This window comes from Nonomuraea sp. NPDC049378 (assembly GCF_055586745.1).
The window spans coordinates 272,664-296,102 of record NZ_JBVJHP010000002.1 but is presented as its reverse complement, the minus strand read 5'-3'; the positions used below and the strand labels follow the sequence as shown (position 1 = coordinate 296,102).

The window sequence follows — 23,439 nt, the reverse complement described above, 5'->3', positions numbered from 1 at the left end:
CGGGTACTCCGTGACGGTATGTCTGAAGCCGCGCGAGAAGTCTGGCCCACGGTCCGATCGATCCCCGTCTCCGCCGTCACCGACGCCAAGCCTCCTGGCCATCTCCGGCCCCCGCGCATCGAGGACGTGGCGGGCACCTCAGGCTCCGGCCGCGACACCGCGGGCGGCCCGGCGACCGGCTCTGGCACGGCAGCGACTGGTGTCGGCACGGCCGGGACCAAACCGCGCGGCACGCACGCACGCCAGAACCCCGCCGCCGAGCTGGGCTTCTCCGGCGACCCCGGCCAGCACGGCGACGACGAAGGCGACGGCATGCTGCACGCCCAGCGCACCTGGGACGCCTCGCTGGCCACCAGCCGCCTCGACGACCTGGGCGTCAACGCCGAGCGGCAGCGCGTCGAGACCGCGGACGTCACCACGAGCGTGGGCCTGCTCGTGGACGGCCGGCCCGAGGACGTGCAGCGGTGCGTGCAGTCGCTGATCGACCACACGAGGGCCCGCGTGCTCGCCCTCGACCTGGGCAACGTCGACGGCGCCGGCAACGTGCTGGACGACCTGGCCCGCCGCAGGCCCGACCGGATCGCCACCTGGCACGTCGCCGAGCGGCCGCACTGGCGCGGCGGCACCGCCACCTGGGGCGAGAGCCGGGCCAAGCTGCTGCGGCTCGACATGTCCGAGGTCCACGTACTGATGGAGACGACCACCGTGCTGCGCGGCGACGCGCTGACCCCGCTGATCGCGGCCATCACCGAAGGCGCCGTCGCGGCCGGCTGGTGGGGCGCGGAACCGCTCGGCGACGGCCATAACTGGCGCGAGGCAGGGCCGGGCCGGGTGCGGGCGCTCACCGGAGACCTCATGGCGGTACGCCGGTCGGCGGCGCTCGGAGCGCTGCCCGAGGACGCCCGTCACGGCACGAACGCCGACCTGGAACTCTCGCTCGCCCTGCACGGCACCCTGGTCGTGCCCCGCGACCGGCCACCCGTGGAGCGCCTCGGCCGGCACGACGTGCCCGACGACTATCTGGAGCGGGAGTCGCGGCGCAACTATGACGGGGTGCTCCGCCTCCTGCACGCCTCCGCCTGACGGTTCTGCGGGTCGGGCGCGGCGGGAGTCCCGCTGCGGCCCGTGCCCTGGCGGGAAACGTGCCGTCCGGCCGCCGTCAGCGCCGGTTCGGGGCGCAGCGGCGGTCTGTCGGGCGGATCGCCCGTTAGTAAGCTGTGGGCCCATGGAGATGCTCGCGCCGTACACCACGTTGGGCCTGGGCGGGCCCGCCCGCGATTTCGCCGAGGCGTCCACGGCGGAGCAACTCGTCTCCCTGGTGGCCGAGGCCGACAGGAACGCCGTGCCCACGCTGGTGCTCGGCGGGGGCAGCAACGTCGTGGTGGCCGACGAGGGTTTCGACGGGCTCGTCATCAAGGTCGCCACCGAGGGCGTGTCCGTTTCGCGCGACGGCGAGCAGGTGCTGGTCACCGTCGAGGCGGGCGAAGACTGGGACCCGCTGGTCGCCCGCGCCGTGGCTGAGGGCTGGTCGGGCCTCGAGTGCATGTCCGGCATCCCGGGGCAGGTCGGTTCGACCCCCATCCAGAACGTCGGCGCGTACGGCCAGGAGGTCGCCCAGACCATCAGGTGCGTGCGCGCCTACGACCGGCGCACCCGGCAGGTGGTCGACCTGGAGGCGCGGCAGTGCGGCTTCTCCTACCGCGACAGCGTCTTCAAGCGGGATCTGGCGCGGCACGTGGTGCTCGCGGTGACGTACGCGCTGGACGTCTCCGAGTTGTCCGGCCCGCTGGCGTACGCGGAGCTGGCCGGCCGGCTGCGGGCCGAGCCGGAGGGCCGGGTGCCGCTCGCCCGGGCGCGTAAGGCGGTCCTGGAGTTGCGGCGGGCCAAGGGCATGGTGCTCGACCCGGGCGACCCCGACACGCGCAGTGCCGGGTCCTTCTTCACCAACCCGGTCCTGACGGCCGAGCAGGCGGAAGCGCTGGCGGCGCGCGCTCCCGGCCACCCGCAGTGGGACATGCCCGACGGATCGGTCAAGGTGCCCGCCGCCTGGCTGATCGAGCAGGCCGGCTTCCCGAAGGGTTACGAGCTCGGACCCGTACGCATCTCGACCAAGCACACGCTGGCCCTCACCAACCCCACGGGGAGCGCCACCACCGCCGACCTGCTGGCGCTGGCCAGGCACGTGCGCGACGGGGTGCGGGAGAAGTTCGGGGTCACGCTGGTCAACGAGCCGGTGCTGGTCGGCTGCGCCCTCGGGGAATAGCGGCCCGATCTGGTCTGTTATGGTGTCTCGGAGTTACCGAAGGGGAGTAGTCCCAATCGTGTGATCGACACACTGGCGCTTCACCGCGCCCGGTCGCACGGGCCTCACACGGGCGGACGAGACCTTCGGCCTGGCAGCCATGCGACAAGTCGCTGCCGGGCCGAAGCCGTGCCCGCATCTCCCCGGGTTCTCGCTTCCGGCCCGGTCGCGCGGAAGAGGACCGTTGGAAGCGTTCTGGATCAGTCTCGGCGTCATCTTCGTGGCCGAGCTCGGTGACAAGAGCCAGCTGATGGCGATGACGTTCGCGACCCGCTTCAAGATGTGGCCCGTGCTCCTGGGCATCACCATCGCCACGACCGTCGTGCACCTGTTCAGCGTCGCCGTGGGCGGCCTGATCGGCGACGCCCTGCCGACGACGGCCATCTCCGTGGTGGCCGGGCTGGCCTTCCTCGGGTTCGCGGTGTGGACGTTGCGCGGTGACGAGCTGACCGAGGACGAGGCGCAGAAGGCCCGGCGCACCACCAGGAACGCCCTGATCGCGGTGACGGTGGCGTTCTTCCTGAGCGAGCTGGGCGACAAGACGATGCTGGCCACGATCACGCTGGCGACGCAGCACGGCTGGGTCGGCACCTGGATCGGCTCGACGGTCGGCATGGTGGCGGCGGACGCGCTGGCCATCGTGGTGGGCCGGCTGATGGGCAGGCACCTGCCCGAGAAGGTCATCAGGTACGGCGCCGCCGCGGCGTTCGCGGTGTTCGGCGTCGCTCTCCTGGTCGAGCCGCTCCTCTGAGGCTGTCGTGTCCCTGGCCGGGCCGCCCACGGAAGGCGTGTCCCCGGCCGAGCCGCCCCCGGAAGCTACGGTGCCAGCAGCGACCGCCGGTGGGCCGCCGCGGCCGCCTCGCCCCGGGTGGTCACGCCCAGCTTGGCCAGGATGTTGGACACGTGCACGCTCACCGTCTTCGCCGAGATGAACAGCTCGGCCGCGATGTCCCGGTTGGTGCGGCCCTGGGTGACCAGGCGCAGCACCTCCAGCTCGCGGGGCGTCAGCAGCTCCGACTGTTCCTGCCCCTGCGAGAGCCGGCCCACCCGGCGGGACAGCGCCTCGATCTCCTCGACGAGCGGCGTCGCGCGCAGCGCCTCGGCCAGCGGCAGCGCCGTCTTCAGCCGTGCGGCCGCCCCCTCGCGGTCGCCGCCGCGCGCCACCACGGTGGCCGCCTGCAGCAGCGCCATGGCCTGGTTGTGCGGGCGGTGGAGGCGCTCCCAGGCCGCCGCCGCGGTGTCGAACTCGCCCCAGTACGACAGCCGGTACGCCTCCACGACCGGCCCGATGGCCGACAACTCGGCCGCGACCTCGGCGGCCTGCCGGCGCACGGCGGCGATCCCCTCGGCGCCGGGCTCGGTGGTCTCGGCGGCGTCGCAGACCGTGCGCAGCAGGGAGAGCAGCCGCCAGCCGAGCATGGCCTTGCTCCACTGCTGCGGACGTGACAGCACCCGCTCGGCCACGCCCAGGGCGGCACCCGGCTCGCCCTTGGCGAGGTGCCAGCGGATGTGCAGGCGGGCGTTGTGGGTGACGTCCTGGACGAACTCCTCCGGGCGCTGCTTCAGCAGGCCGATCTCCGACAGGATGCCCTCGACCAGCTCCAGCTCGCCCCTGGCCAGCGCGATGTCGGCGCGCACCCGCAGCAGGGCGTACCGGGTGCGCAGGACGGGCCCGTGGCCGAGCGCGGTTTCGACGACCTCGACGGCCTCGTCCCAGCGGCCGAGCGACTCCAGCACCTCGGCCCGGTTGTTCAGGATGAACAGGCCGCTGCCGCGCAGCCTGCCGTACTGCTTGGCGAGCCGCCAGCCGTCCTCCGCCATGCGCAGGGCCTCGTCGTCGCGGCCCGTGTCGGTCAGGGCGTCAATGTTGTTGCCCATGGCCCTGGTGATGATGCGGCCGGCGTTCGCCGCCCTGCCGAGCTCCAGGGCCTGCTCGTTGACCATGATCGTGGACTCGAGCTCGCCGTTGAGCGAGTGGCCGAGCGCCAGGTTCATCAGCAGGTCGGCTTCGAGGCTGCGTTCGCCGTGCTCCCTGACCAGCCGCAGGCCGTCGGCGATCAGCTCGCTCGCCTCGCCGATCGCGCCTCTCAGCATGAGGTGGCGGCTCAGCGGCGTGACGACCTCGGCCCAGTCGACGCTGTTCTCGGGGACGAGCCGCAGCGCGTGCCTGAGGTCGTCGAGGACGCCCGGATGTCCTTTGCTGTTCTTGATGCCGGCCCGCCGCACGATCAGCTGGGCCACCCGCGCCGGCTCCGCGGCCTCGTCCAGCTCGCACAGCGCGCCCTTGACGAACTTGAGTGCCGCGTCGACGTCGCCGCCGGCGTTGGCGGCCTCGGAGGCCCGTTCCAGCACGGCGGTGTGGTCGGCGCCGATGAGCTCGGCCGCGTCGGGCACGCGGTCCCACAACATGAGGACGCGTTCGAGCAGGGGGACGGCCTCGGTGTAGGCGTACGCCTTGAACGACTTCTGCGCCGCCTCCCATGCGGAGATCAGCGCCCACTGGTCGTTGCGGGCGCCGTACCAGTGGTGGGCCAGCTCGACTGCGGCGCGGCCGGGCGGGACCAGCCTGCGGTCCTTGGAGATCTCCTCGGCGTACCTGGCGTGCAGCCGCTGGTGCTCGCCGGGCAGCAACTCGTCGTGGACGGCCTCGCGGATCAGGGAGTGGCGGAAGACGTAGGCGCGGTTGTCGGCGATCTGCAGCACGTTGCCCGCGATCGCGGGGCGCAGCGCGGTCTCCAGGTCGATGTCGGACAGGCCGCTCACGGCGGCCAGCAGGGCGTGGCTGACCCTGGTGCCGCCCGCCGCGGCGACGCGGAGCAGGCGCTGGGTCTCCTCGGGCAGGCGTTCGACGGCGCTGAGGATGAGGTCCTGCATGGAGTCGGGGACCGTGCAGTCATCGCCGCCGTCCAGCAGGGCCTCGACGAACAGCGGGATGCCCTCGCTGCTCTCGTAGACCTTCTGCACCTTGGCGTACTGGGGGATCTCGCCGAGGATGCCGGTCATCTGCTGGGCGACCTCGTCCCTCGACAGGCGGGGCAGGTCGAGCCGGTGCACGCCGTTGACCCGGCCCAGCTCGGCCAGCACGGGCCTGAGCGGGTGCTGGCGGTGCAGGTCGTCGGAGCGGTAGGTCATGACGATGAGGACCTGCGGCGTGTGCAGGTTGCGGCTGAGGAAGGCGATGAGGTCGCGGCTGGACCGGTCGGCCCAGTGGATGTCCTCGATGACGAGGATGGTGGGGCGGCCGGCCGCGAGGCGTTCGAGCAGGGTGAGGAACTGCTCGAAGAGCCTCGCACGGCCGGCGTCGGTCTCGCCGTCGCCGTTGAACTCCCCGAACTCGGGCAGCAGCCGGGCGAGATCGCGTTCGGCCCCGTCGGGCAGCAGCCCGGTCACCGTGCCGGGCCCCCGCTCCCTGACGAGCTGCCGGAGCGCGGCGGTGAAGGGCGCGTAGGCCAGGCCTTCCGTGGACAGCTCGACACAGCCGCCGTACAGCACGTGCGCGCCTCCGGCGGCGCAGTGCTCGGCGAAGCGGTGGACGAGCCGGGTCTTGCCGACCCCGGCCTCACCGCCGATGAGGACGGCCGTCACCGTGCCCTTGAGCGCCTCGTCGAACGTCTCGGAGAGGGCCTTCAGCTCCTCTTGCCGCCCGACGAAGACGGGACTGACCGATCGTCCCCGCATGTCATCCAGCATGTCATGCCTTATCGGTTGTTTTCGACGTCTTTACGCTCGTTCATGGTGGTACGTAGGCCCGGCCACGAGGGAGGATGTGGCCGGGCACTCGTGGGGCGGTCATGAGGAGCGGCGCTTGCCGAAGATGGAGCGGCGCCCGGTCTTGTTCGCCCGCTCCGCCTCGCGTACGCGCCGGTGCTCGGCGGCCGTCCTGCGCAGCTCGCTGGCGTGGCTCTTCATGAGCTCGTACTCGATCTCGGGATTCACGGTGTCTCCTGCTTTTTCGTGCTTCTTCTTGACACCTTCAAGACTCGTGCTAAGGCCCCGCCCGCCACATCGGGTGGATGCCTTATCTCTGGCGCGCGGACACGCCAGGCGTACCTAGGACCTGGGGCACGATCGCCCTAAGGTGGTCCGGTTTGGAGCTGGCGGCCCTGGTCGGCGATGCTGTGATGGTGTCAACTGTGACTACCTCGCTCACGGACGTCGCTTCGTCCGACACCGCGTTGCGAGCATTCCTGCACGGCCTGCCCGGTGTCGACCGGGTCGGCGCGGACCAGCGGGCGGCGATGCTGGGCACCCGTTCGATCAAGACCACGGCCAAGGCGCGGGCCATCGACCTGGCCATCTCGATGGTCGACCTGACCACGCTGGAGGGGGCCGACACGGCCGGCAAGGTGCGCGCGATGTGCACCAAGGCCGTGCGGCCCGGCGGCGGCGCGCCCGAAGTGGCGGCCGTCTGCGTCTATCCCGACCTCGTCCCTGTCGCGGTCGAGGCGCTCGGCGGCGCCGGGGTCAAGGTCGCCTCGGTGGCGACCGCGTTCCCGAGCGGCCGCTCCTCGCTCGAGGTCAAGGTCGGCGAGACCGCGGCCGCGGTGGCGGCGGGCGCCGACGAGATCGACATGGTGATCGATCGGGGGGCGTTCCTGTCCGGCCGCTACATGAAGGTGTACGACGAGATCGTCGCGGTGAAGGCGGCCTGCGGGCCCGCCCACCTGAAGGTGATCCTGGAGACCGGAGAGCTGGCCACCTACGACAACGTCCGGCGGGCGTCCTGGCTGGCGATGCTGGCCGGCGCCGACTTCATCAAGACCTCGACGGGCAAGGTGTCGCCGGCGGCGACCCCGCCGGTGACGCTGATCATGCTGGAGGCGGTGCGCGACTTCCGCGACGCGACCGGCCGCCAGGTGGGGGTCAAGCCGGCCGGCGGCATCCGCACCACCAAAGACGCCATCAAGAACCTGGTGCTGGTCAACGAGACGGCCGGCGACGACTGGCTGACGCCGGAGTGGTTCAGGCTGGGCGCGTCGTCGCTCCTCAACGACCTGCTCATGCAGCGCCAGAAGCTGGCCACCGGCCGCTACGCCGGCCCCGACTACTTCACCCTGGACTGATGATGGCGATCTTCGAGTACGCCCCCGCGCCCGAATCGCGCGACGTCGTCGACATCAAGCCGTCGTACGGACTGTTCATCGACGGCGAGTTCGCCGACGGCTCCGGCACCCCCTTCAAGACCATCAACCCCGCGACCGAGGAGAAGCTGGCCGAGGTGGCCACGGCGACCTCCGACGACGTCGACCGGGCCGTGCAGGCCGCGCGCAAGGCGTTCGGGGTCTGGAGCGCGCTGCCCGGAGCTGAGCGGGCGAAATACCTGTTCAGGATCGCGCGCATCATCCAGGAGCGCGCTCGCGAGCTGGCCGTGCTGGAGTCGCTCGACAACGGCAAGCCCATCCGCGAGTCGCGCGACGTGGACGTGCCGCTGGTCGCGGCCCACTTCTTCTACTACGCGGGGTGGGCCGACAAGCTGGCTCACGCGGGGTTCGGCGGAGCCCGTCCGCTCGGCGTGGCCGGGCAGGTCATCCCGTGGAACTTCCCGCTGCTCATGCTGGCCTGGAAGATCGCTCCCGCGCTGGCCTGCGGCAACACGGTGGTGCTCAAGCCGGCCGAGACGACGCCGCTGACCGCGCTGGCCTTCGCCGACATCTGCCGCCAGGCCGACCTGCCGCCGGGCGTGGTCAACATCGTGACCGGCGCGGGCGAGACCGGCGCCGCCGTGGTGGGCCACCCCGACGTGAACAAGGTGGCCTTCACCGGCTCCACCGAGGTGGGCCGGATCATCGCGCGCGCGGTCGCGGGCACCGACAAGAAGCTGACCCTCGAGCTGGGCGGCAAGGCCGCCAACATCGTGTTCGAGGACGCCGCCGTCGACCAGGCCGTCGAGGGCATCGTCAACGGCATCTTCTTCAACCAGGGCCACGTGTGCTGCGCCGGGTCGCGGCTGCTGGTGCAGGAGTCCGTCCACGAGGAGGTGCTGGAGTCGCTGCGCAGGCGGCTGAGCACGCTCAGGCTGGGCGACCCGCTCGACAAGAACACCGACATCGGCGCGATCAACTCGGCCGAGCAGCTCGCGAAGATCCGCTCGCTGAGCGACCTCGGCGAGAGCGAGGGCGCGCGGCGCTGGTCGCCCGCCTGCGAGCTGCCGGACAAGGGTTTCTGGTTCCCGCCCACCGTCTTCACCGGGGTCGCGCAGTCGCACAGCATCGCCAGGGACGAGATCTTCGGTCCCGTGCTGTCCGTGCTGACCTTCCGCACGCCCGCAGAGGCCGTCGAGAAGGCCAACAACACCCCGTACGGGCTGTCCGCCGGCATCTGGACGGAGAAGGGCTCGCGCATCCTGTGGATGGCCGACCGGCTCAGGGCCGGGGTCGTCTGGGCCAACACGTTCAACAAGTTCGACCCGGCCTCGCCCTTCGGCGGCTACAAGGAGTCCGGGTACGGCAGGGAAGGCGGGCTGCACGGGCTGGAGGCGTACCTCGATGTGTGAGCGTGACCAACCGGGCCGCGGGCCCGGCTCCAGGTGCGGGCTGCGCCGCGCCCGCCGCGCGCAGTCCACGGACGGGCACGCCTTCGCCAGGGTCGGACGCCCCGTGCGCACCGGCTGGTTCGCCCACCGCTGCGGCGTGAGCCGGTGCGGCCAGGTCTTCGTGCAGGTCCAGATGTCGCAGGAGTCCACGTGGAGGGGGCGCGGCGATGAGTAGGTTGTCCGTCAGAAAGACCTACAAGCTGTACATCGGAGGGGCGTTCCCGCGCTCGGAGAGTGGGAGGTCCTACCCGGTGACCTCGGCCAAGGGCGACTTCCTCGCCAACGCTTCGCGCGCCTCGCGCAAGGACGCCCGCGACGCCGTGGTGGCTGCCCGCAAGGCGTTCCCCGGCTGGTCGGGCGCCACCCCCTACAACCGGGGGCAGATCCTCTACCGCGTGGCCGAGATGCTGGAGGGCCGGCGCGGCCAGTTCGTCGAGGAGCTCGGCGGCGGCAAGCGGGCGGCGGCCGAGCGGGTCGACGTGACGGTCGACCGGCTGGTCTGGTACGCGGGATGGTCCGACAAGATCGCCGCCGTGCACGGCGCGGCCAACCCGGTGGCGGGCCCCTACTTCAACCTGTCGTCGCCCGAGCCGACCGGCGTGGTGGCCGCGGTGGCGCCCGCCGATCCGCTGCTCGGGCTGGTGTCGGTGGTCGCCCCGGTGATCGTCACCGGCAACACGTGTGTGGTGGTGGCCTCGGAGCCGTCCCCGCTCGCGGCGATCACCCTGGCCGAGGTGCTGGCCACCTCCGACCTGCCGGGCGGGGTGGTCAACATCCTCACCGGGTCGCAGGCCGAGCTGGCTCCCTGGCTGGCCGCTCACATGGACGTCAACGGGCTCGACCTGACCGGAGTCGACGACGCCGACCTCGCGCTGCGGTGCGAGCAGGCGGCGGCGGAAAACCTCAAGCGCGTGCTGCGGCCCGCGCCGGAGGAGTGGACGGCGGACCCCGGGCTCGGGCGGATGACCCGGTTCCTGGAGACCAAGACCGTCTGGCACCCGATCGGCATCTGAATCCCACAACGTCCCCCGGTCCAGGCCGGGGGACGTTGTGGTCCCCACGGGGCCGCCGGAAGGGCCGGCCGTCAGAAACCGAGACCCGGCGGGCGAAGCGGCGGGTGGGCGGCCTGCAACTGGGCCGCCAGGCCGAGCAGATGGGGCTCGCCGCCGGGCGGGGCGACGATCTGCACCGCGATGGGCAGCGCGGTCGAATGCGTGGCGATCGGCACGGTGATCGCGGGCCAGCCGCACATGTTCCACGCGCCGGTGGCGGGGGCGTACCTGACGTTGGTCACCGTGTTGCGCACGAAGCCGCGCCTGCCCCAGCGGTCGGCCATGGGCGGGATCGCGGCCAGGGCGGGCATGATCATGGCGTCGGCGTTGCCGAACCACTGGTCGGCGCCGTAGCCGCTCCAGCGCTCGCGACCGCTCGCGCCGTCCAGCTTGAGCGCGCCGAGAGCCCGGCCCGCGCGGCTCAGCGCCCGCGTACGCCGCTCCAGCCGGCCCCTGTCCAGGCCGTCCGCCGCAGCCGCGGTCCTGACCAGCCACGCCGCGACCGACGCCGGGCCCAGCCAGCCGGGCAGCTTGCGGGTGTGCTCGACCACCGTGTGCCCGGCCACGCGCAACGTCTCGCTCGCCGCGCGTACGGCGGCCTGGAACTCCTTGTCCACGGTCAGGCCCGCGGGCAGCGGCTGAGAGGCGTAGGCCACCCGCAGGTCGAACGGCTCCGGGCCGTCGGAGGGCGGCTGCGGCTCCCACACCTTGTCGTCGTCGGCCCAGACCGAGCGCAACATGGGCGGGCTCGGCTCCTCCCGCCGCCCCGACCGCCACGCCTGGGCCAGCGACGGGTCCCCGGCCAGCACCGACAGCGCCAGCGCCAGGTCCGGCGCCGTACGGGCCAGCGGGCCGTTCTCGCACAACCGGTCCCAGTCGTCGGAGGGCGGCGGCACCAGCCCGGTGCCCGGCTTGATGCCCAGCACCCCGCAGCACGCCGCCGGGATGCGTACCGAGCCCATGCCGTCGTTGCCGAGTGCCAGCGGCACCATGCCGGCAGCCACGGCCGCGGCGCTGCCCGCCGACGAGCCACCGGGCGTGCGCGCCAGATCCCACGGGTTGCGCGCGATGCCGTAGGCGCTGTCGCCGAACGCGACCAGCCCCAGCTCGGGCAGGTTCGTCAGGCCGACGACCACCGCACCCGCCGCGCGCAGGCGCGCCACCGTCTCGTGATCCTGCCGCGCGGGCACGTCCGGCGTCGCCCTGGACCCGGCGCGCATGGCCGTGCCGGCCACCTCCAGGTTGTCCTTGACCGCCACCGGCACGCCGGCGAGCGGGAGCTCCGCGAGGTCGCGCCGCTTCTGCAACTCCCGTGCCTCGTCCAGCGCCTGCTCGCGGACCAGCCGGAACGCCCGTAATCTGGGATCTCGCTCCGAGATGGCGTGGAGATGCTCCTCGACGACCGTCGCGGCCGTGACGTCCCCGCGCCTGACGGCCGTCGCGATCTCGACAGCGGACCTGCCTGCCCACAACATGACTAGAGTGTGCAGCTTTTCCCATGCGGTTGCGAGTCTGATTAGAGTCGGTACGCGTGAACGGACCGTCTCTCGCCCGCCGCCAGCGCTCCCTCGGTGACCCCTCGGCCGAATATCCGCTGTTCCCGCCGCTGACCCGGGGCTGCCCTCGGACCAGCACCGCCGAGATCGCCTATCCACTCGACGTCGACTACGACTACGACCAGGTCGACCCGGGCCTCTTCGCGCAGGAGCCGGGCGCCGACATCGCCCGCTGGTCGCCGCTCCTGCCGCCGCTCGGGGCGCCCACGCTGGGGGAGGGCGGGACACCGCTGGTGGCGTTCGACGGCGTGCACGTCAAGGACGAGTCGCGCAACCCCACCTGGTCGCACAAGGACCGCCTCAACCGGGTCGCCGTCAGCGCCGCCCTCGCCTCGGGCGCGCCCGGCATCGTCGTGGCCTCCTCCGGCAACCACGGCGCCTCCGCCGCCGCCTACGCGGCCAGGGCCGGGCTGCGCGCGATCGTGCTGACCTCCGCCGCGTCGCCGCCCGCCGTCCAGGCGTTCGCACGGGCGTACGGGGCCAAGGTCGTGTCCGTGCCCGTCGAGGCGCGCTGGCCGCTGCTGCGCGAGGTCGTCGACCGGCTCGGCTACCACCCCGTCAGCAACCAGACCGTGACGCACACCGGGCACCCGTTCGGGCCCGAGGGCTACAAGACGATCGCGTACGAACTGTTCCGGCAGCTCGGGCGGCCGCCCGCGGCCGTCTTCGCGCCCACCGGCTACGCCGAGCTGCTCTACGGGGTGTGGAAGGGGTTCACGGAGCTGCGGCGGCTCGGGGTCGCCGAGACCCTGCCGCGGATGTTCTCCTGCGAGACCGCCGCGGGCGGCCCCCACGCCAGGGCGCTGGCCACCGGTGCGCCCGCCGCGATCGTCGAGCTCGGGCGGAGCGACGCGTACGGCATCGCCGGGCCGGTCGGCGGGCACCGCGGGGTGCTGGCCGTGCGGGACAGCGGCGGTGAGGCGGTGCTGCTGACCGACGAGGAGCTGCGCGCCGCGCAGCGCGACCTGGCCGGGCAGGGGATGTGGCAGGAGCTGTCGGGGGCGGCGGGCGTGGCCGGTCACCGGCGGCTCGGGCGTGACTTCGACGGGCCCGTGGTGTGCATCGCCACGTCGAGCGGGTTCAAGGACGTGGGGGTGGGGTCCGAGAGTTTCCCCGCCGTTCCCGACCCGACCCTGGACGACCTCATGGACTGACGGCTTGGGCTGCGGGATCGGGCCCATGCGGTGATCGTCGCGTACGAGGCGAGGCCCGTACGCCTGGCGACCACTCACGCTGGACCCGTGCGACGCGTCAACTTCGGTGCGCGACGGCGGCGGCGACCATCTCGGTCGTCGGCGACTCCATGACGTCGACGAGCCGCCCGTCGCTGAGGACGAGAACCCGGTCGGCGCGGGAGGCCGCGGCGGGGTCGTGGGTGACCATGATGACGGTCTGCCCCAGGGCGTCGACCAGGAGACGCAGCAGGTCCAGGAGCTCCCGTCCGGACCTGGTGTCGAGGTTGCCCGTGGGCTCGTCGGCGAAGACCACCTCCGGGTTCGCCACCAGCGCGCGGCAGACCGCCACCCGTTGTTGTTGCCCGCCGGACAACTCGTGCGGCCGGCGATGGACGTGATCGGCGATACCGGTCCGGTTCACCAGCTCCTCCACCCAGCCTGGCCGCGCCTTCGTCCTGGCCAGCCGCAGCGGCAGCTCGATGTTCTCCTTCGCGGTGAGCGCGGGCAGCAGGTTGAACGCCTGGAAGACGAACCCGATCCGCTGCCCGTGCAGCCGGGACAACCCGGCCCCTGTCAACGTCGTGATGTCGGTGCCCCCCACGCTGACCGATCCCGACGTGGGGCCGGTGAGCCCGGCGGCGCACTGCAGCAGCGTGGTCTTGCCCGAGCCCGACGGCCCCATCACCGCCGTGAAGGAGCCGCGGGCGAAGTCGTGGCTGACCCCGCGCAGCGCGGTCACCGCCGAGGGGCCCGCGCCGTACACCTTGCCGACGCCGTCGAGGCGCACCGCCGGCGCGAAGCCGTCGTTCTCGCCGGATCGTGTCCCGTTCATGCCAGGCCCTGCCTTTCGTTCTTCACGGCCACGCGGATGACCAGCAGCGATCCCGCCACAGCGGCCAGGAGCGCGCCGCCGCCGAGTGCGGCCAGCCAGCCGAAGGGAATGAACGACGATGTCGCGGCCGGCCCGCCGGGCTCGCCCGCGGCGTGCACGAGGGTCATCCAGGCGGTCGTGACCAGGGCGAGGACGAGGACGGGGACGATCGCGAGCGTGCTCTCCCAGCAGGCCATCCGCATCACCTGGCTCCGCCGCATGCCGAGGTGCCGCATGCCGGCGAACTCCCGCCTGCGGTCCACGAGCGCCAGGCACAGGTTGTTGACCGCGGCCACCAGGCAGAACAGCGCGACCAGGACGGACACGGACGGCATGAGGCGATTCTTCGCGGCGTTCGCCTCGCTCTTGCGCCACATGTACTCCTGCCTGGTGAGGGACTCGACGGCCGAGCGGGCGTCCACGACCCTTCCCGGGCCGGCCCCGCGCACGTAGATCCGCTCGTGCAGCTCCGACGACAGGTGGGTGCCGGCGAGGGCTCCGGCGGGCAGGAGCATCTCGCTGATCTCGGGAGCGTCGGTGTAGACCGTCCTCACCGTGAAGGAGGAGTCCACGGCCGCTCCGGGGAAGCGGACGCGCAGCCGCGACCCGAGCCCGGCCCCGTGACGAGCGGCCAGCGAGTCGCTGATGGCGACCTCGCGCGCGCCCAGGTCGCGCGGCGGCCGACCGCGTACGGACAGGTCAAGGACCTGGGCGATGTCGCCGGTGACCATGGTCGCGAAGAGGGGCGGCGGGCTCTGGTCCGGCGGCCGGCGCTCCGCCGGCTCTGCCGCCGGCCCGGCCGCGGACACGGCCGCCGGTACCGAGCCGACGCCGACCGCGGCGGACGTGCCGTCTCGTGCCAGGACGCGGCGCCGTAGGTCTTCCGACAGCGCGCCGGCTCCGGCGACGGGCTGCAGCACGTGGTCGGCACGGATGTCCTTGACGGCCGCCGCGGCCACTTTCCAGTTGTAGAAGAGTTGCGTGCTCATGACCACGCCCACCAGCGTCACGCCGAGCGCCAGCGACGCCACCGCGCCGCCGTACCTGCGGTGGTTGAAGACCACGCCGGAGACCGCGAGGTAACCGCTCACCCGTGACGCGCGGGCGACGCCGGGCCGTACCAGCCTTCCCGCGACCAGCACGCCCCACGGCGCGAGCAGCCCGACCGCGGCGACGGACAGGCCCAACGTGGCGAACTGGAGGAGCATCAGGCCGGGCCCGTCCAGCGCGAACAGGTCCCACAGAAGGGCCACGGACAGGCCGCCGGCGCCTGCCAGCAGCGTCAGTCCGGTCACCAGCCGGCCCGTGCCGAGCCGCCGGCCCTCCGCGGGAGCCTCACCCAGCGCGTCGCCAGGACGGACGCGCAGCGCATGGCGTACCGAGATCAGGCTCCCCGCCAGGGCCATGGCCAGGGTGAGCGCGAGCATCCACACCATGGGCTCCGGGCGGTAGCCGATCTCGAACGCCACGCTGAGCGCACCGGAGTCGCGGAAGCGCGCCGCGACGGCGGGAGCGACGAGCATGCCGAGCGGGACCGCCACGGCGGTGGCCACGACCGAGAGCAGCACTCCTTCGGCGATGAGCATGCGGCTGATCTGCCAGGGCCGGGCACCGATGGCCCGCAGGACGGCGATCTCCGTGCCGCGGCGCCGGATCGACACTCCGATGGCGGCGGCGATCATGCCGGTCGAGACCAGGGCCGTGATCCACACCGTGAACCACAGGGTGTTGAACCCGCCGGCGGGGGACACGAGGTTGTTCTCCTGCCCGCCGCGGTCCGCGCCGACGGCGACGGTCATGACCCGCGGGCCGTTCGCGTTGTACGGCTCGACCGCCCGCGCCACGGCCGCTCGCAGCGCCTCCGTTCCGACACCGGTCCGGGGGAGGACCCCGAGCGTGTCGGCGCCGCGCCGGCCCCCGAGCAGCTCCGCGACGCTGTCGTCGGAGAAGAACAGCGCCGACTGGAAACGCAGGGCCGGGCGGGCCGCGGCCACGCCGACCACTTCGTGGGGACGGACGGTTCCCGCCACCGTGATCTCAACCCGGTCCCCGGCTCCGACCCGTGCGGCGGCGGCCACCCGCGTGTCGACCACCACCTCGCCAGGGGCCAGGGGCGGCCGGCCGTGCCGCAGCTCGAACGGCGTCAGCCGGGCACTCGACCAGCCATGTCCCCACGGCCACGGGTTCTGGTCTCGGGGCACCCGTACCGGAGTCCCGAGAACGGACAGCCCGGCGGGGAAGCTGTGCTCGGGAACCGTCGCCGCCACCTCCGGGAGCGCCTGCACCGCTGCGACCAGTCCGGGCGAAATCGCCCCTCCGGCCGTGCCGACCACCAGCGGGACGTCCGCGTACCGCTCCACCGGGGCCTTCTGCCGGTCCGTGGTGTCGACGACGAACCACAGAGCTCCGACAGCGGTGGCCGCGACGACCAGCGTGATCAGCGTGCCGACCAGACTCTCCGGATGCCATCTCAGCGTCCGCCACGCAAGCCACGTCATCCCGCGCCACCTCGCGCTCGTCGATCCACGCGTCCAGCGTCTCGCTCTCCCTGGCGTGGTTCTTCGTCTGCGGGGAGGATCGCCGTGTCAGACCCGGGTCACTCCGGACAGGCCGGAGAGGACCGTGGTACCGCTTCGGAGGATCTGACGGTCTGACGCCGCGGTTCGGCGGGCGGCCGTGTTCACCTCCTGAGCCACACCCGGAGGGGGCCGATCGGGGTGAAGCCGTGGCTCAGGGCGGCCTCCGGGTCGCTCTCGTAGCCGACCAGGGGGCGGCCGGGGAACAGGGAGGCCGCCATGGCGACCGTGCCCGCCCACGCGGCGTTCAGGTCGCAGCCGGAGGCGAACACGTTGGAGACGCCCGCCACCGCACCGCTCGCGGTGAGCACCGAGCCGCAGACGATCTCACCGTCGATCCGGCCGCACAGGATCTCCACGTGGTCGAGGAGCGAGGCCGGGAAGAGGCCGTGTACCTCGCCGAAGGCCGTCCGCTCCCAGTCGGCGAGCGTGGCCGCGTCGCCGACGACCTCCCACCCGATTCCCGCATCCGGGCGCTGCCGGGCCGCCGGGCCGGTACGGGCGGGAGCGGAACGCCACAACCACTGGGCTTCGAACAGCACGTCGAAGCCGGGCAGGTCGAGGGTGGCGAAACTGTCCTTGACCGAGGCGCCGGGGCCGGAGTCGATGCGGTCGAGCACGTCGGCCGCCGTCGCGGCGGGAGAGAGGGTGACGGCGTCCGGATAGAAGAGCGGGGTCCTGACGGCGTTCGTCCAGGCCCTGCCCGTGAACGTGCCGGGAGAACCGTGGACGCGGCACATCAGGTCGCACCACTCGGCGTTGTCCCGAACCGCCTCCGCCAGCCGGTCGATCACGCTCTGCTCCTCTTCGTGCGTCTGGTCGGTGGCGCGGTGAGCGGGTCCTCGGGCCACGGGTGCTTCGGGTAGCGGCCGCGGAGTTCGGCGCGTACGGACCGGTAGCCGTCCCGCCAGAACGACGCCAGGTCCGCCGTGACCGCCACCGGCCGGCCCGCCGGGGAGAGCAGGTGCACCAGGACCGGCACACCGGATATTTCCGGTGTCTCCTGCTGGCCGAACAACTCCTGCAGCTTCACCGCCAGCACCGGCTGCTCCCCCGAGTAGTCCACGCGGATGCGGGAACCGCTCGGGACCTCGACGCGTTCGGGAGCGGCTGCCTCCAGCCGCTCGCTCCACGGGATCAGGCGCCGCAGCGCCGAGGCCACGTCGATGCGTTCGAGGTCGGCGCGGCGGCGGGCCCTGGACAGCTCGGGTTCGAGCCACTGATCTGACAGGTCGAAGAGCGCGTCCATCGAGGGCCAGGGCGGGCCGATCGCGCGGTGGCAGAAGGCCAGGCGGTCTCTGAGATCCCCGGCCTGCTTCGTCCAGGTCAGTACGTCTTCGGTGCGCAGGCCGTACAGGATGGCCTCGCGGACGTCGGCGTCCTTGAGCGGGGTGGAGGAGAGCTCGATGGCTCCCAGGCGCTCCACCCGGCGGGCGGACACGTCACCGCGGCGCTCGCCCGGCGGGACCCGCCAGGCCACCTCGTCCTCCGTGGTGACGGGATGGGCCAGCCTGGCGGTGGCCTCGTCGATGACGACCGCCTGCCTGATGCGGGCCGAGGCCGCCCCGGCCGGGCGGTCGGCGACGGCGATGGCCAGCCAGGGGGCGGTGGCCAGCTTCGAACCCTCGGCGAACTGGGCCCGCGTGCCTGACGCCATGAGATACCCGCCGCCCCGCCTGCGCGCCACCCGCTCGGGAAACGCCAGCGCCACGGCCACCCCCGCCAGCGCGTCATCCGCCCCCGAGGCTCGCGCGTGCGCGGACGGCCCCGCGGGTCGTGCGTGATCGGCCGGTCCTGTGGTTGGTGCGTGTTCGGCCGGTCCTGTGGTTCCGTCGCGGGCAGACAGCCCCGCGGGTTCGTCGTGGGTGGGCGGGCCGGCCGTGGCGGCGGTGCGCCGGAGGCGGGCGGACTCCTGGCGCCAGCGGGCCGCGTACGGGGTGCCGCCGCGCCGGGCCGTACGCCAGAGCTCCACCAGGTCGTCGCCCGCGTCGCGCGGCGGCTGCTCCGACATCAGGGCCACCACCTCGGCGGCGCGCGGCCCGAGGTCGAGCAGGGCGCGGGCCAGGCGCGGGTGCACGCCGGCGAGCGCCATCCGCCGCCCCCGGCCGGTCACCCGCCGCCCTTCCACGGCACCGAGAGCCTCCAGGACCCGGGCGGCGGCGGACATCGCGGCGGCCGGCGGCGGGTCGAGGAGCGCCAGGCCGGAGGCGTCCGGCGTGCCCCAGCAGGCCGCCTGCAGCGCGAACCCGGTCAGGTCGGCCAGCACGATCTCCGGCCGCGGGTGGTCGGCGAGGCGCTCGTGGTCGGCGGCCGGCCAGCAGCGGTAGACCGCGCCGGGCGCCTCGCGGCCCGCTCGCCCGGCCCGCTGGTCGGCCGACGCCTTCGAGACCCTGACCGTGGTGAGCGAGCCGAGGCCGCGGGCGTGGTCGGTGCGCGGCTCGCGGGCCAGCCCCGAGTCGACCACCACCCGCACGCCGGGGACGGTCAGGCTCGACTCGGCGACCGACGTGGCCAGCACCACCCTGCGGGCCGTGCCGGGCGACAGCACGGCGTCCTGGACGCGGGCCGGAGCCTGGCCGTGCACCTGCAGGACCTCCACCCCGGCACCCGCGAGCAGCCCCGCGACCTTCGCGATCTCGCCCACGCCGGGCAGGAAGCACAGCACGTCGCCGTCCCGCTCCGCGAGCGCCACGCGCACCGTCGCGGCGACGTGGGAGAGCAGGGCGGGATCGACGCGCAGGCCGTGCGGCGGGGTGATCGGGCGCGGCGGCGGCACCCACACGGTCTCGACCGGGTGCGTGGCGCCGGTGGCCGCGACGACGGGCCCGCCGAGCAGCAGCGACCACGGGCCCGCGTCAGCGGTGGCGGACGTGGCCAGCAGCCGCAGGTCGGGCCGGAGCGTGTCGCGTACGTCGAGGAGGAACGCCAGCGCGGTGTCGGCGTCGAGGTGGCGCTCGTGGCACTCGTCGAGCATGACCGCGTCGACCCCGGCCAGCTCCTGGTCCCGCTGGAGGCGCTGGAGGAGCACGCCGGTGGTGACGACCTCGACCCTGGGGTCGGCGCCGGTGTGGCGCTCGCCGCGGATCGTGTAGCTCACGCCCATGCGCCGGGCCGCCGCGCGCACGGCCAGGCGCCGCGGCTCGGCCACCAGCACCCGCATCCCGGTCTCGGCCAGGGCCAGCGGGACGACCGTCGTCTTGCCGGTGCCGGGCGGGGCTGTGAGCACGGTGGCGCCGTGCCGGTCGAGCGTGCCGAGCAGCTCGGGCAGGACGTGGCGGATGGGCAGGTCGGGGCCGGTCATGCGGTCGGGTCAGCGCCGGCCGCGCTCGCCGGACGCGGTGAGGGCCGGATCGTCACCGGACGCTGCGGGGGCCGGCGCGTCGCGGGACGCGGTGAGGATCGAGTCGAGCAGGCCGGGGAAGCGGGCGTCGAGGTCGTCGCGGCGCACGCTGATGTATTTCAGCCGGCCTTCCTGCTCGGTGCAGACGACGCCGGCCTCCCTGAGGGTGCGGTGGTGGTGTGAGGTCGTCGACTTGTGCACGCCGAGGTGGTCGCCGGCCTCTCCGCAGGTCATCCTGCCGGCCGTGGCCAGCCGGGCGACGATCTTCAGCCGGATGGGGTCGGACAGCGCCCGCAGGACCTCGGTGAGCTCGATGTCCTCCGTCGCCGGGTGCGGGAGCAGGCGCATGGATCCCATCCTATCTCCGTCGCATTGTTTGACGACCGTAAAACAATGCGACAGTCTGCGTCCAACTGTGCAGACGGAGGCTCCCTTGAGCACACGGCTCTACCCGCTGGCCGCCGGAAATTTCGCGATCGGTACGGGCATGTTCGTCACCGCCGGGCTGGGCCTGCTGTCTTCGGCTCAGTATCTCGGGTTGCTCGATGGCCGGGCTGGCCGGCGGCGCGGCACGATCGCCGCCAAGGAGAGCTCGCCCGTCAGGTAGCGCTGGACGCCGGGTACGAAGCTCGGCGCGGTGCGGTTGCGATGCCGGTCATCCCCCCACCGACTTGAAGCCGCCCACCTGGTCGATCGCGGATCCGCTGGGCAGGTAGCGGTTGGCCCCGGTGCAGTCGGTGTTCTGCCAGAGACGCTGCGAAGCACCGGTGCGGTTGTAGGCCGACCGGTAGGGGACGGCGGTCCACCTGCAACTCCCCGGCGCGGTCTCCGGTGCGACCATCTTGAGGCCGGTGAAGTTCGCCCCCTGCCACAGGCAGATACTGCCGACAGGACAGTCGAGGGCCTGTGCTTCCACGGGGGACACCGGCCTCGGTGCCGGATCGGCGTATGCCGCCTGCGAAGCTCCCACGGATGTCAGCGTGGCGACGATGGAGATCGTGGCCAGAGTCCTCATCGTGAGTTTCGGCGTTCTCAATGATCTGCTCCTTCTAGGTGAGTTGTTCGGCGGGTTGACCCGCTGAAGCAGATCCTGCGTTGTCTCACCCTGGGCGCCCCAGGGCGATCGCCGGACATCCTCCGGACAGATTTCCGCTTACGCCCTGATGGCTCTCCGCCTCGCCCGCGAATCCACACCCGAGCCGGCGAAACACCTGACCACAGAGGGGTCCGTTCCCGCGCGGGAAGGTGGGCGGCGCGGCTCGTGCCCGGGCCGGTTCGTCCGGCTGCTGCTAGGGATCGGCGCGGGCGGCACGGGCGGGAGGCGGGCAGTACTCGCGCACGGCGTCGCCCGGCCCGTACGGTGTCCGTGACGGAGTGAACTTTCCGCCGTGCCGCCAAGCGTACGGCTGTCATATTTTGTTCTTCCGAGGACGCAGGTGTGGCCGACCGCAGGAGAGGTGCGCATGCCGCCGGCACCACGTGAGGATGGCGAAGAAGCGGCCGCCCTGCTGCGGGCCTGGCGCGAGCGGGCGTTGCTGACTCAGGAGCAGCTGGCGGAGCTGGCCGGGCTCAACGAGCGCACCGTGCGCCGGCTGGAGGCGGGCGAGCTGCGACGCCCGCGCAGCACGTCGATGCGGCTGATCGCCGAGGCATTGGAGCTGTCCGAGCAGGAGAGGGCGGCCCTCATCCGGGCCACGACGGGGGCGCCGGGCAAGCCCGGCCTCGGCCGGGTGCGACCGCAGCAGTTGCCGGCCGACGTGGCGATGTTCATCGGCAGGACACGGGAGCTGGCCGTGCTCGACGACGTGGACGGCGCGGCCACCGTCGTGATCACGGCCATCGACGGCATGGCCGGGGTCGGCAAGACCGCCCTCGCGGTCCGTGCCGCTCACCAGCTCGCCCCCCGCTTTCCCGACGGCGATCTCTTCATCGACCTGCACGGCCACACCCGTGACGTGGCCCCGGCCGATCCGGCCGACACGCTGGCGCGCATGCTCGGCGCGCTGGGGGTTCCGGGGGAGTCGGTGCCGCGCGATCTCGACGACCGGGCGGCGCTCTTCCGCACGGTGCTGGCCGGCAGGAAGATGCTGATCGTGCTGGACAACGCCGCCGACGAGGCGCAGGTGTGGCCGCTGCTGCCGGGCGCGGGCGAGTCCCTGGTCCTGGTGACGAGCCGGCGGCGGCTGGTCGGCCTCGACGGCGCGCGTACGGTGTCGGTGGACGTGCTGCCGCTCCCCGACGCGGTCGCCCTGTTCGTCCGGACGGCCGGGGCCGATCGGGTGGCGGGCGTGCCGGGCGAGGCGCTGGCCGAGGTGGTGCGGCGGTGCGGGCTGCTGCCGCTGGCCATCCGGCTGGCCGCCGCCCGGCTGAAGGCCCATCCGTCCTGGCAGGTCGATCACCTGCTCGCCCGCCTCGAGGAGCAGCGGCGCCGGCTGAGCGAGCTGCACGCCGGGCAGCGCAGCGTCACGGCCGCGCTGGAGCTGTCCTACCGGGAGTTGCCCGGCGACGTGCGCTGGGCGTACCGGTTGCTGGGCCTCGACGCCGGCACGGACATCACGGCCGACGCGGCCGCGGCCCTGCTGGACACGCCGGTCACGCGTGTCGGGCGGCTCCTCGACCAGTTGCAGGAGGTGCATCTCCTGCAGGAGCCGGTGCCCGGCCGCTACCGGTTCCACGACCTGGTCCGCGCGCACGCCGCGGCCACGGCCGAGGCGGAGGAGCCGGCGGACGACCGGCGGGAGGCGCTGACCCGGCTGCTCGACCACTACTGCCGGGCCGCCACGGCGGCGATGGACCACCTCTACCCCTACCACGCCGACCTGCGCCCGAGCCTCCCGACCGACGCCGCCTCGGGCACCGCGCCCGGCACCGCACCAGCAGCCGGCACCGTGTCGATGCCCGACGCGGGCGCGTGGCTGGACGCGGAGCTGGCCAACCTGCTCGCGCTCGCTCAGCAGGCCGCCAGGCATGGGCTGCACCGGCATGTCCGGCACCTGTCGGACACCCTGCACCGGGGGCTGCGCACGCGCGCCCGGTTCGCCGACGCCGAGCACCTCCACACGGGCGCTCTGGAAGCCTGCCGCGCCGCCGGAGACCGCGTGGGCGAGATGGAGGCGCTCATCGGGCTGGGCGACATCGGCCGCCTGCGGACCCGTTACGACCAGGCCACCGAGGACATCACGCGTGCCCTCGACATCGCGCGGGCCATGGGGCATCGGGTGGGCGAACTGCGCGCGCTGAACGGGCTCGGCATGCTCTGCGCCAGCCGGGGACACTACGAACCCGCCATCGGCTACTGCGCGCGGGCTCTGGAGATCGCCGGCGCGATCGGCCACCGCAGCGGTGAGCTGGACGCGCTGATCGGCTCCGGCAACGTCCACCGGCTGATGGGGCAGCACGAGCAGGGCGCCGCCAACCTGGCCGGTGCCCTCGGCATCGCCCGCTCGATCGGCAATCGTACGAGCGAGTCGGCGGCGTTGATCGGGCTCGGCCACATCAACCTCGTCCGCGGCGCGTACGGACCGGCCACCGACTACCTCACCCAGGCCCTGACGCTGACCCGCCGCACCGGCCACCGGCTGAGCGAGATCAACTGTCTTACCGGCCTGGGCCACCTCTATCGCGTCCGCGGCCGGTACGAGCAGGCCCGCGACTGCTACCAGCAGGCCCTCGACCTCGCACGCGAGTTCGGCAACCGCAACTGGCAGTTCGAGGCCGTGCACGCCATGGGCCGGCTGGAGCACGACGGCGGCCAGGCGGACCGGGCGCTCGATCGCCACCGCCGGGCGCTCGACCTGGCGACGGAGCTCGGCCAGCCGAGCGACCAGGCACGCGCGCACGACGGCATCGCCCGCGCCCACGGCACGCTCGGCCGGCCCGACCTGGCCCGCCGTCACTGGTCGGCCGCGCTGGCCATCCTCACCTCGCTCGGCACCGACCGGACGGAGGAGAGCGGCGTCGACGTCGGGTCCATTCGCGCCCGCCTGGACGGGATGGCGGCCGGGGGCGAGATCACGGACGGGTGAAGCGGCGCTG

At 73.1% G+C, this 23,439-nt stretch carries 19 protein-coding genes; 10 read left to right on the top strand and 9 right to left on the bottom strand.

Features of this window, described 5'->3' with window-relative positions; translation table 11 throughout:
* Positions 1-18: 18 nt before the first annotated feature.
* From ACZ6SA_RS06225 to ACZ6SA_RS06215, 3 genes are all read left to right on the top strand, one after another.
* Positions 19-1,083, top strand: a complete 1,065-nt coding sequence (locus tag ACZ6SA_RS06225; protein WP_443154524.1) for a hypothetical protein — start codon at positions 19-21, stop codon at positions 1,081-1,083.
* Positions 1,084-1,225: 142 nt separating this feature from the next.
* On the top strand, positions 1,226-2,263 hold the full coding sequence (locus tag ACZ6SA_RS06220) for a UDP-N-acetylmuramate dehydrogenase (protein ID WP_465826876.1): 1,038 nt from the start codon (positions 1,226-1,228) through the stop codon (positions 2,261-2,263).
* Between the two features lie 223 nt (positions 2,264-2,486).
* On the top strand, positions 2,487-3,053 hold the full coding sequence (locus tag ACZ6SA_RS06215; RefSeq protein ID WP_347649224.1) for a TMEM165/GDT1 family protein: 567 nt from the start codon (positions 2,487-2,489) through the stop codon (positions 3,051-3,053).
* Between the two features lie 65 nt (positions 3,054-3,118).
* Here ACZ6SA_RS06215 and ACZ6SA_RS06210 read toward each other — a convergent pair whose 3' ends face one another.
* Together ACZ6SA_RS06210 and ACZ6SA_RS06205 are read right to left on the bottom strand one after the other, a co-directional pair.
* The gene (locus ACZ6SA_RS06210) at positions 3,119-5,980 is read right to left on the bottom strand and encodes an ATP-binding protein (protein WP_465826875.1); all 2,862 of its coding nucleotides are present in this window, start codon (positions 5,978-5,980) and stop codon (positions 3,119-3,121) included.
* Positions 5,981-6,091: 111 nt separating this feature from the next.
* Positions 6,092-6,238 (bottom strand): hypothetical protein, encoded by a 147-nt coding sequence (locus ACZ6SA_RS06205; RefSeq protein ID WP_347649222.1) that lies wholly within the window; start codon positions 6,236-6,238, stop codon positions 6,092-6,094.
* A gap of 197 nt (positions 6,239-6,435) precedes the next feature.
* Here ACZ6SA_RS06205 and deoC point away from each other — a divergent pair, with 197 nt between their 5' ends.
* From deoC to ACZ6SA_RS06185, 4 genes are read left to right on the top strand one after another with little or no spacing between them, the layout of a single operon-like run.
* Positions 6,436-7,365 (top strand): deoxyribose-phosphate aldolase, encoded by a 930-nt coding sequence (gene deoC / locus ACZ6SA_RS06200; RefSeq protein ID WP_347649221.1) that lies wholly within the window; start codon positions 6,436-6,438, stop codon positions 7,363-7,365.
* The gene (locus tag ACZ6SA_RS06195) at positions 7,365-8,795 is read left to right on the top strand and encodes an aldehyde dehydrogenase family protein (RefSeq protein WP_443154528.1); all 1,431 of its coding nucleotides are present in this window, start codon (positions 7,365-7,367) and stop codon (positions 8,793-8,795) included. The genes deoC and ACZ6SA_RS06195 overlap by 1 nt, the downstream gene beginning before the upstream one ends.
* On the top strand, positions 8,788-9,009 hold the full coding sequence (locus ACZ6SA_RS06190; protein ID WP_465826873.1) for a hypothetical protein: 222 nt from the start codon (positions 8,788-8,790) through the stop codon (positions 9,007-9,009). Before ACZ6SA_RS06195 ends, ACZ6SA_RS06190 begins: the two co-directional genes overlap by 8 nt.
* Positions 9,002-9,847, top strand: coding sequence for an aldehyde dehydrogenase family protein (locus tag ACZ6SA_RS06185; RefSeq protein WP_465826872.1), 846 nt, complete (start codon positions 9,002-9,004; stop codon positions 9,845-9,847). The genes ACZ6SA_RS06190 and ACZ6SA_RS06185 overlap by 8 nt, the downstream gene beginning before the upstream one ends.
* A gap of 71 nt (positions 9,848-9,918) precedes the next feature.
* Here ACZ6SA_RS06185 and ACZ6SA_RS06180 read toward each other — a convergent pair whose 3' ends face one another.
* Positions 9,919-11,361, bottom strand: a complete 1,443-nt coding sequence (locus ACZ6SA_RS06180; RefSeq protein ID WP_347649218.1) for an amidase — start codon at positions 11,359-11,361, stop codon at positions 9,919-9,921.
* Positions 11,362-11,417: 56 nt separating this feature from the next.
* Here ACZ6SA_RS06180 and ACZ6SA_RS06175 point away from each other — a divergent pair, with 56 nt between their 5' ends.
* Positions 11,418-12,596 (top strand): threonine synthase, encoded by a 1,179-nt coding sequence (locus ACZ6SA_RS06175; RefSeq protein ID WP_347649217.1) that lies wholly within the window; start codon positions 11,418-11,420, stop codon positions 12,594-12,596.
* 97 nt (positions 12,597-12,693) lie between these two features.
* Here the strand turns inward: ACZ6SA_RS06175 and ACZ6SA_RS06170 are convergent, their stop codons facing one another.
* The 5 genes from ACZ6SA_RS06170 to ACZ6SA_RS06150 form a co-directional block, all read right to left on the bottom strand.
* Complete coding sequence (locus ACZ6SA_RS06170; RefSeq protein ID WP_465826870.1) at positions 12,694-13,449, bottom strand: ABC transporter ATP-binding protein; 756 nt, start codon at positions 13,447-13,449, stop codon at positions 12,694-12,696.
* Positions 13,446-15,986, bottom strand: coding sequence for an ABC transporter permease (locus ACZ6SA_RS06165; protein WP_465826869.1), 2,541 nt, complete (start codon positions 15,984-15,986; stop codon positions 13,446-13,448). The genes ACZ6SA_RS06170 and ACZ6SA_RS06165 overlap by 4 nt, the downstream gene beginning before the upstream one ends.
* A gap of 182 nt (positions 15,987-16,168) precedes the next feature.
* Positions 16,169-16,858, bottom strand: coding sequence for a hypothetical protein (locus ACZ6SA_RS06160; RefSeq protein WP_465826867.1), 690 nt, complete (start codon positions 16,856-16,858; stop codon positions 16,169-16,171).
* Entirely contained in the window at positions 16,855-19,365 is a 2,511-nt protein-coding gene (locus tag ACZ6SA_RS06155; RefSeq protein WP_465826866.1) for an ATP-dependent RNA helicase, read from the bottom strand. Before ACZ6SA_RS06155 ends, ACZ6SA_RS06160 begins: the two co-directional genes overlap by 4 nt.
* A 9-nt stretch (positions 19,366-19,374) precedes the next feature.
* Positions 19,375-19,752, bottom strand: a complete 378-nt coding sequence (locus ACZ6SA_RS06150; RefSeq protein ID WP_347649212.1) for an ArsR/SmtB family transcription factor — start codon at positions 19,750-19,752, stop codon at positions 19,375-19,377.
* An 85-nt stretch (positions 19,753-19,837) separates the two neighbouring features.
* Between ACZ6SA_RS06150 and ACZ6SA_RS06145 the strand changes: the two genes are divergently transcribed.
* On the top strand, positions 19,838-20,011 hold the full coding sequence (locus ACZ6SA_RS06145) for a hypothetical protein (protein ID WP_465826864.1): 174 nt from the start codon (positions 19,838-19,840) through the stop codon (positions 20,009-20,011).
* 48 nt (positions 20,012-20,059) lie between these two features.
* Here the strand turns inward: ACZ6SA_RS06145 and ACZ6SA_RS06140 are convergent, their stop codons facing one another.
* Positions 20,060-20,440: a peptidase inhibitor family I36 protein gene (locus ACZ6SA_RS06140; RefSeq protein ID WP_465826863.1), complete on the bottom strand. Its 381-nt coding sequence runs from the start codon at positions 20,438-20,440 to the stop codon at positions 20,060-20,062.
* A 427-nt stretch (positions 20,441-20,867) separates the two neighbouring features.
* On the opposite strand from ACZ6SA_RS06140, the gene ACZ6SA_RS06135 reads away from it, so the two are divergent.
* A complete protein-coding gene (locus ACZ6SA_RS06135) occupies positions 20,868-23,429 on the top strand; it encodes an ATP-binding protein (RefSeq protein ID WP_465826861.1) in 2,562 nt (853 codons plus the stop codon).
* Positions 23,430-23,439 lie beyond the last annotated feature (10 nt).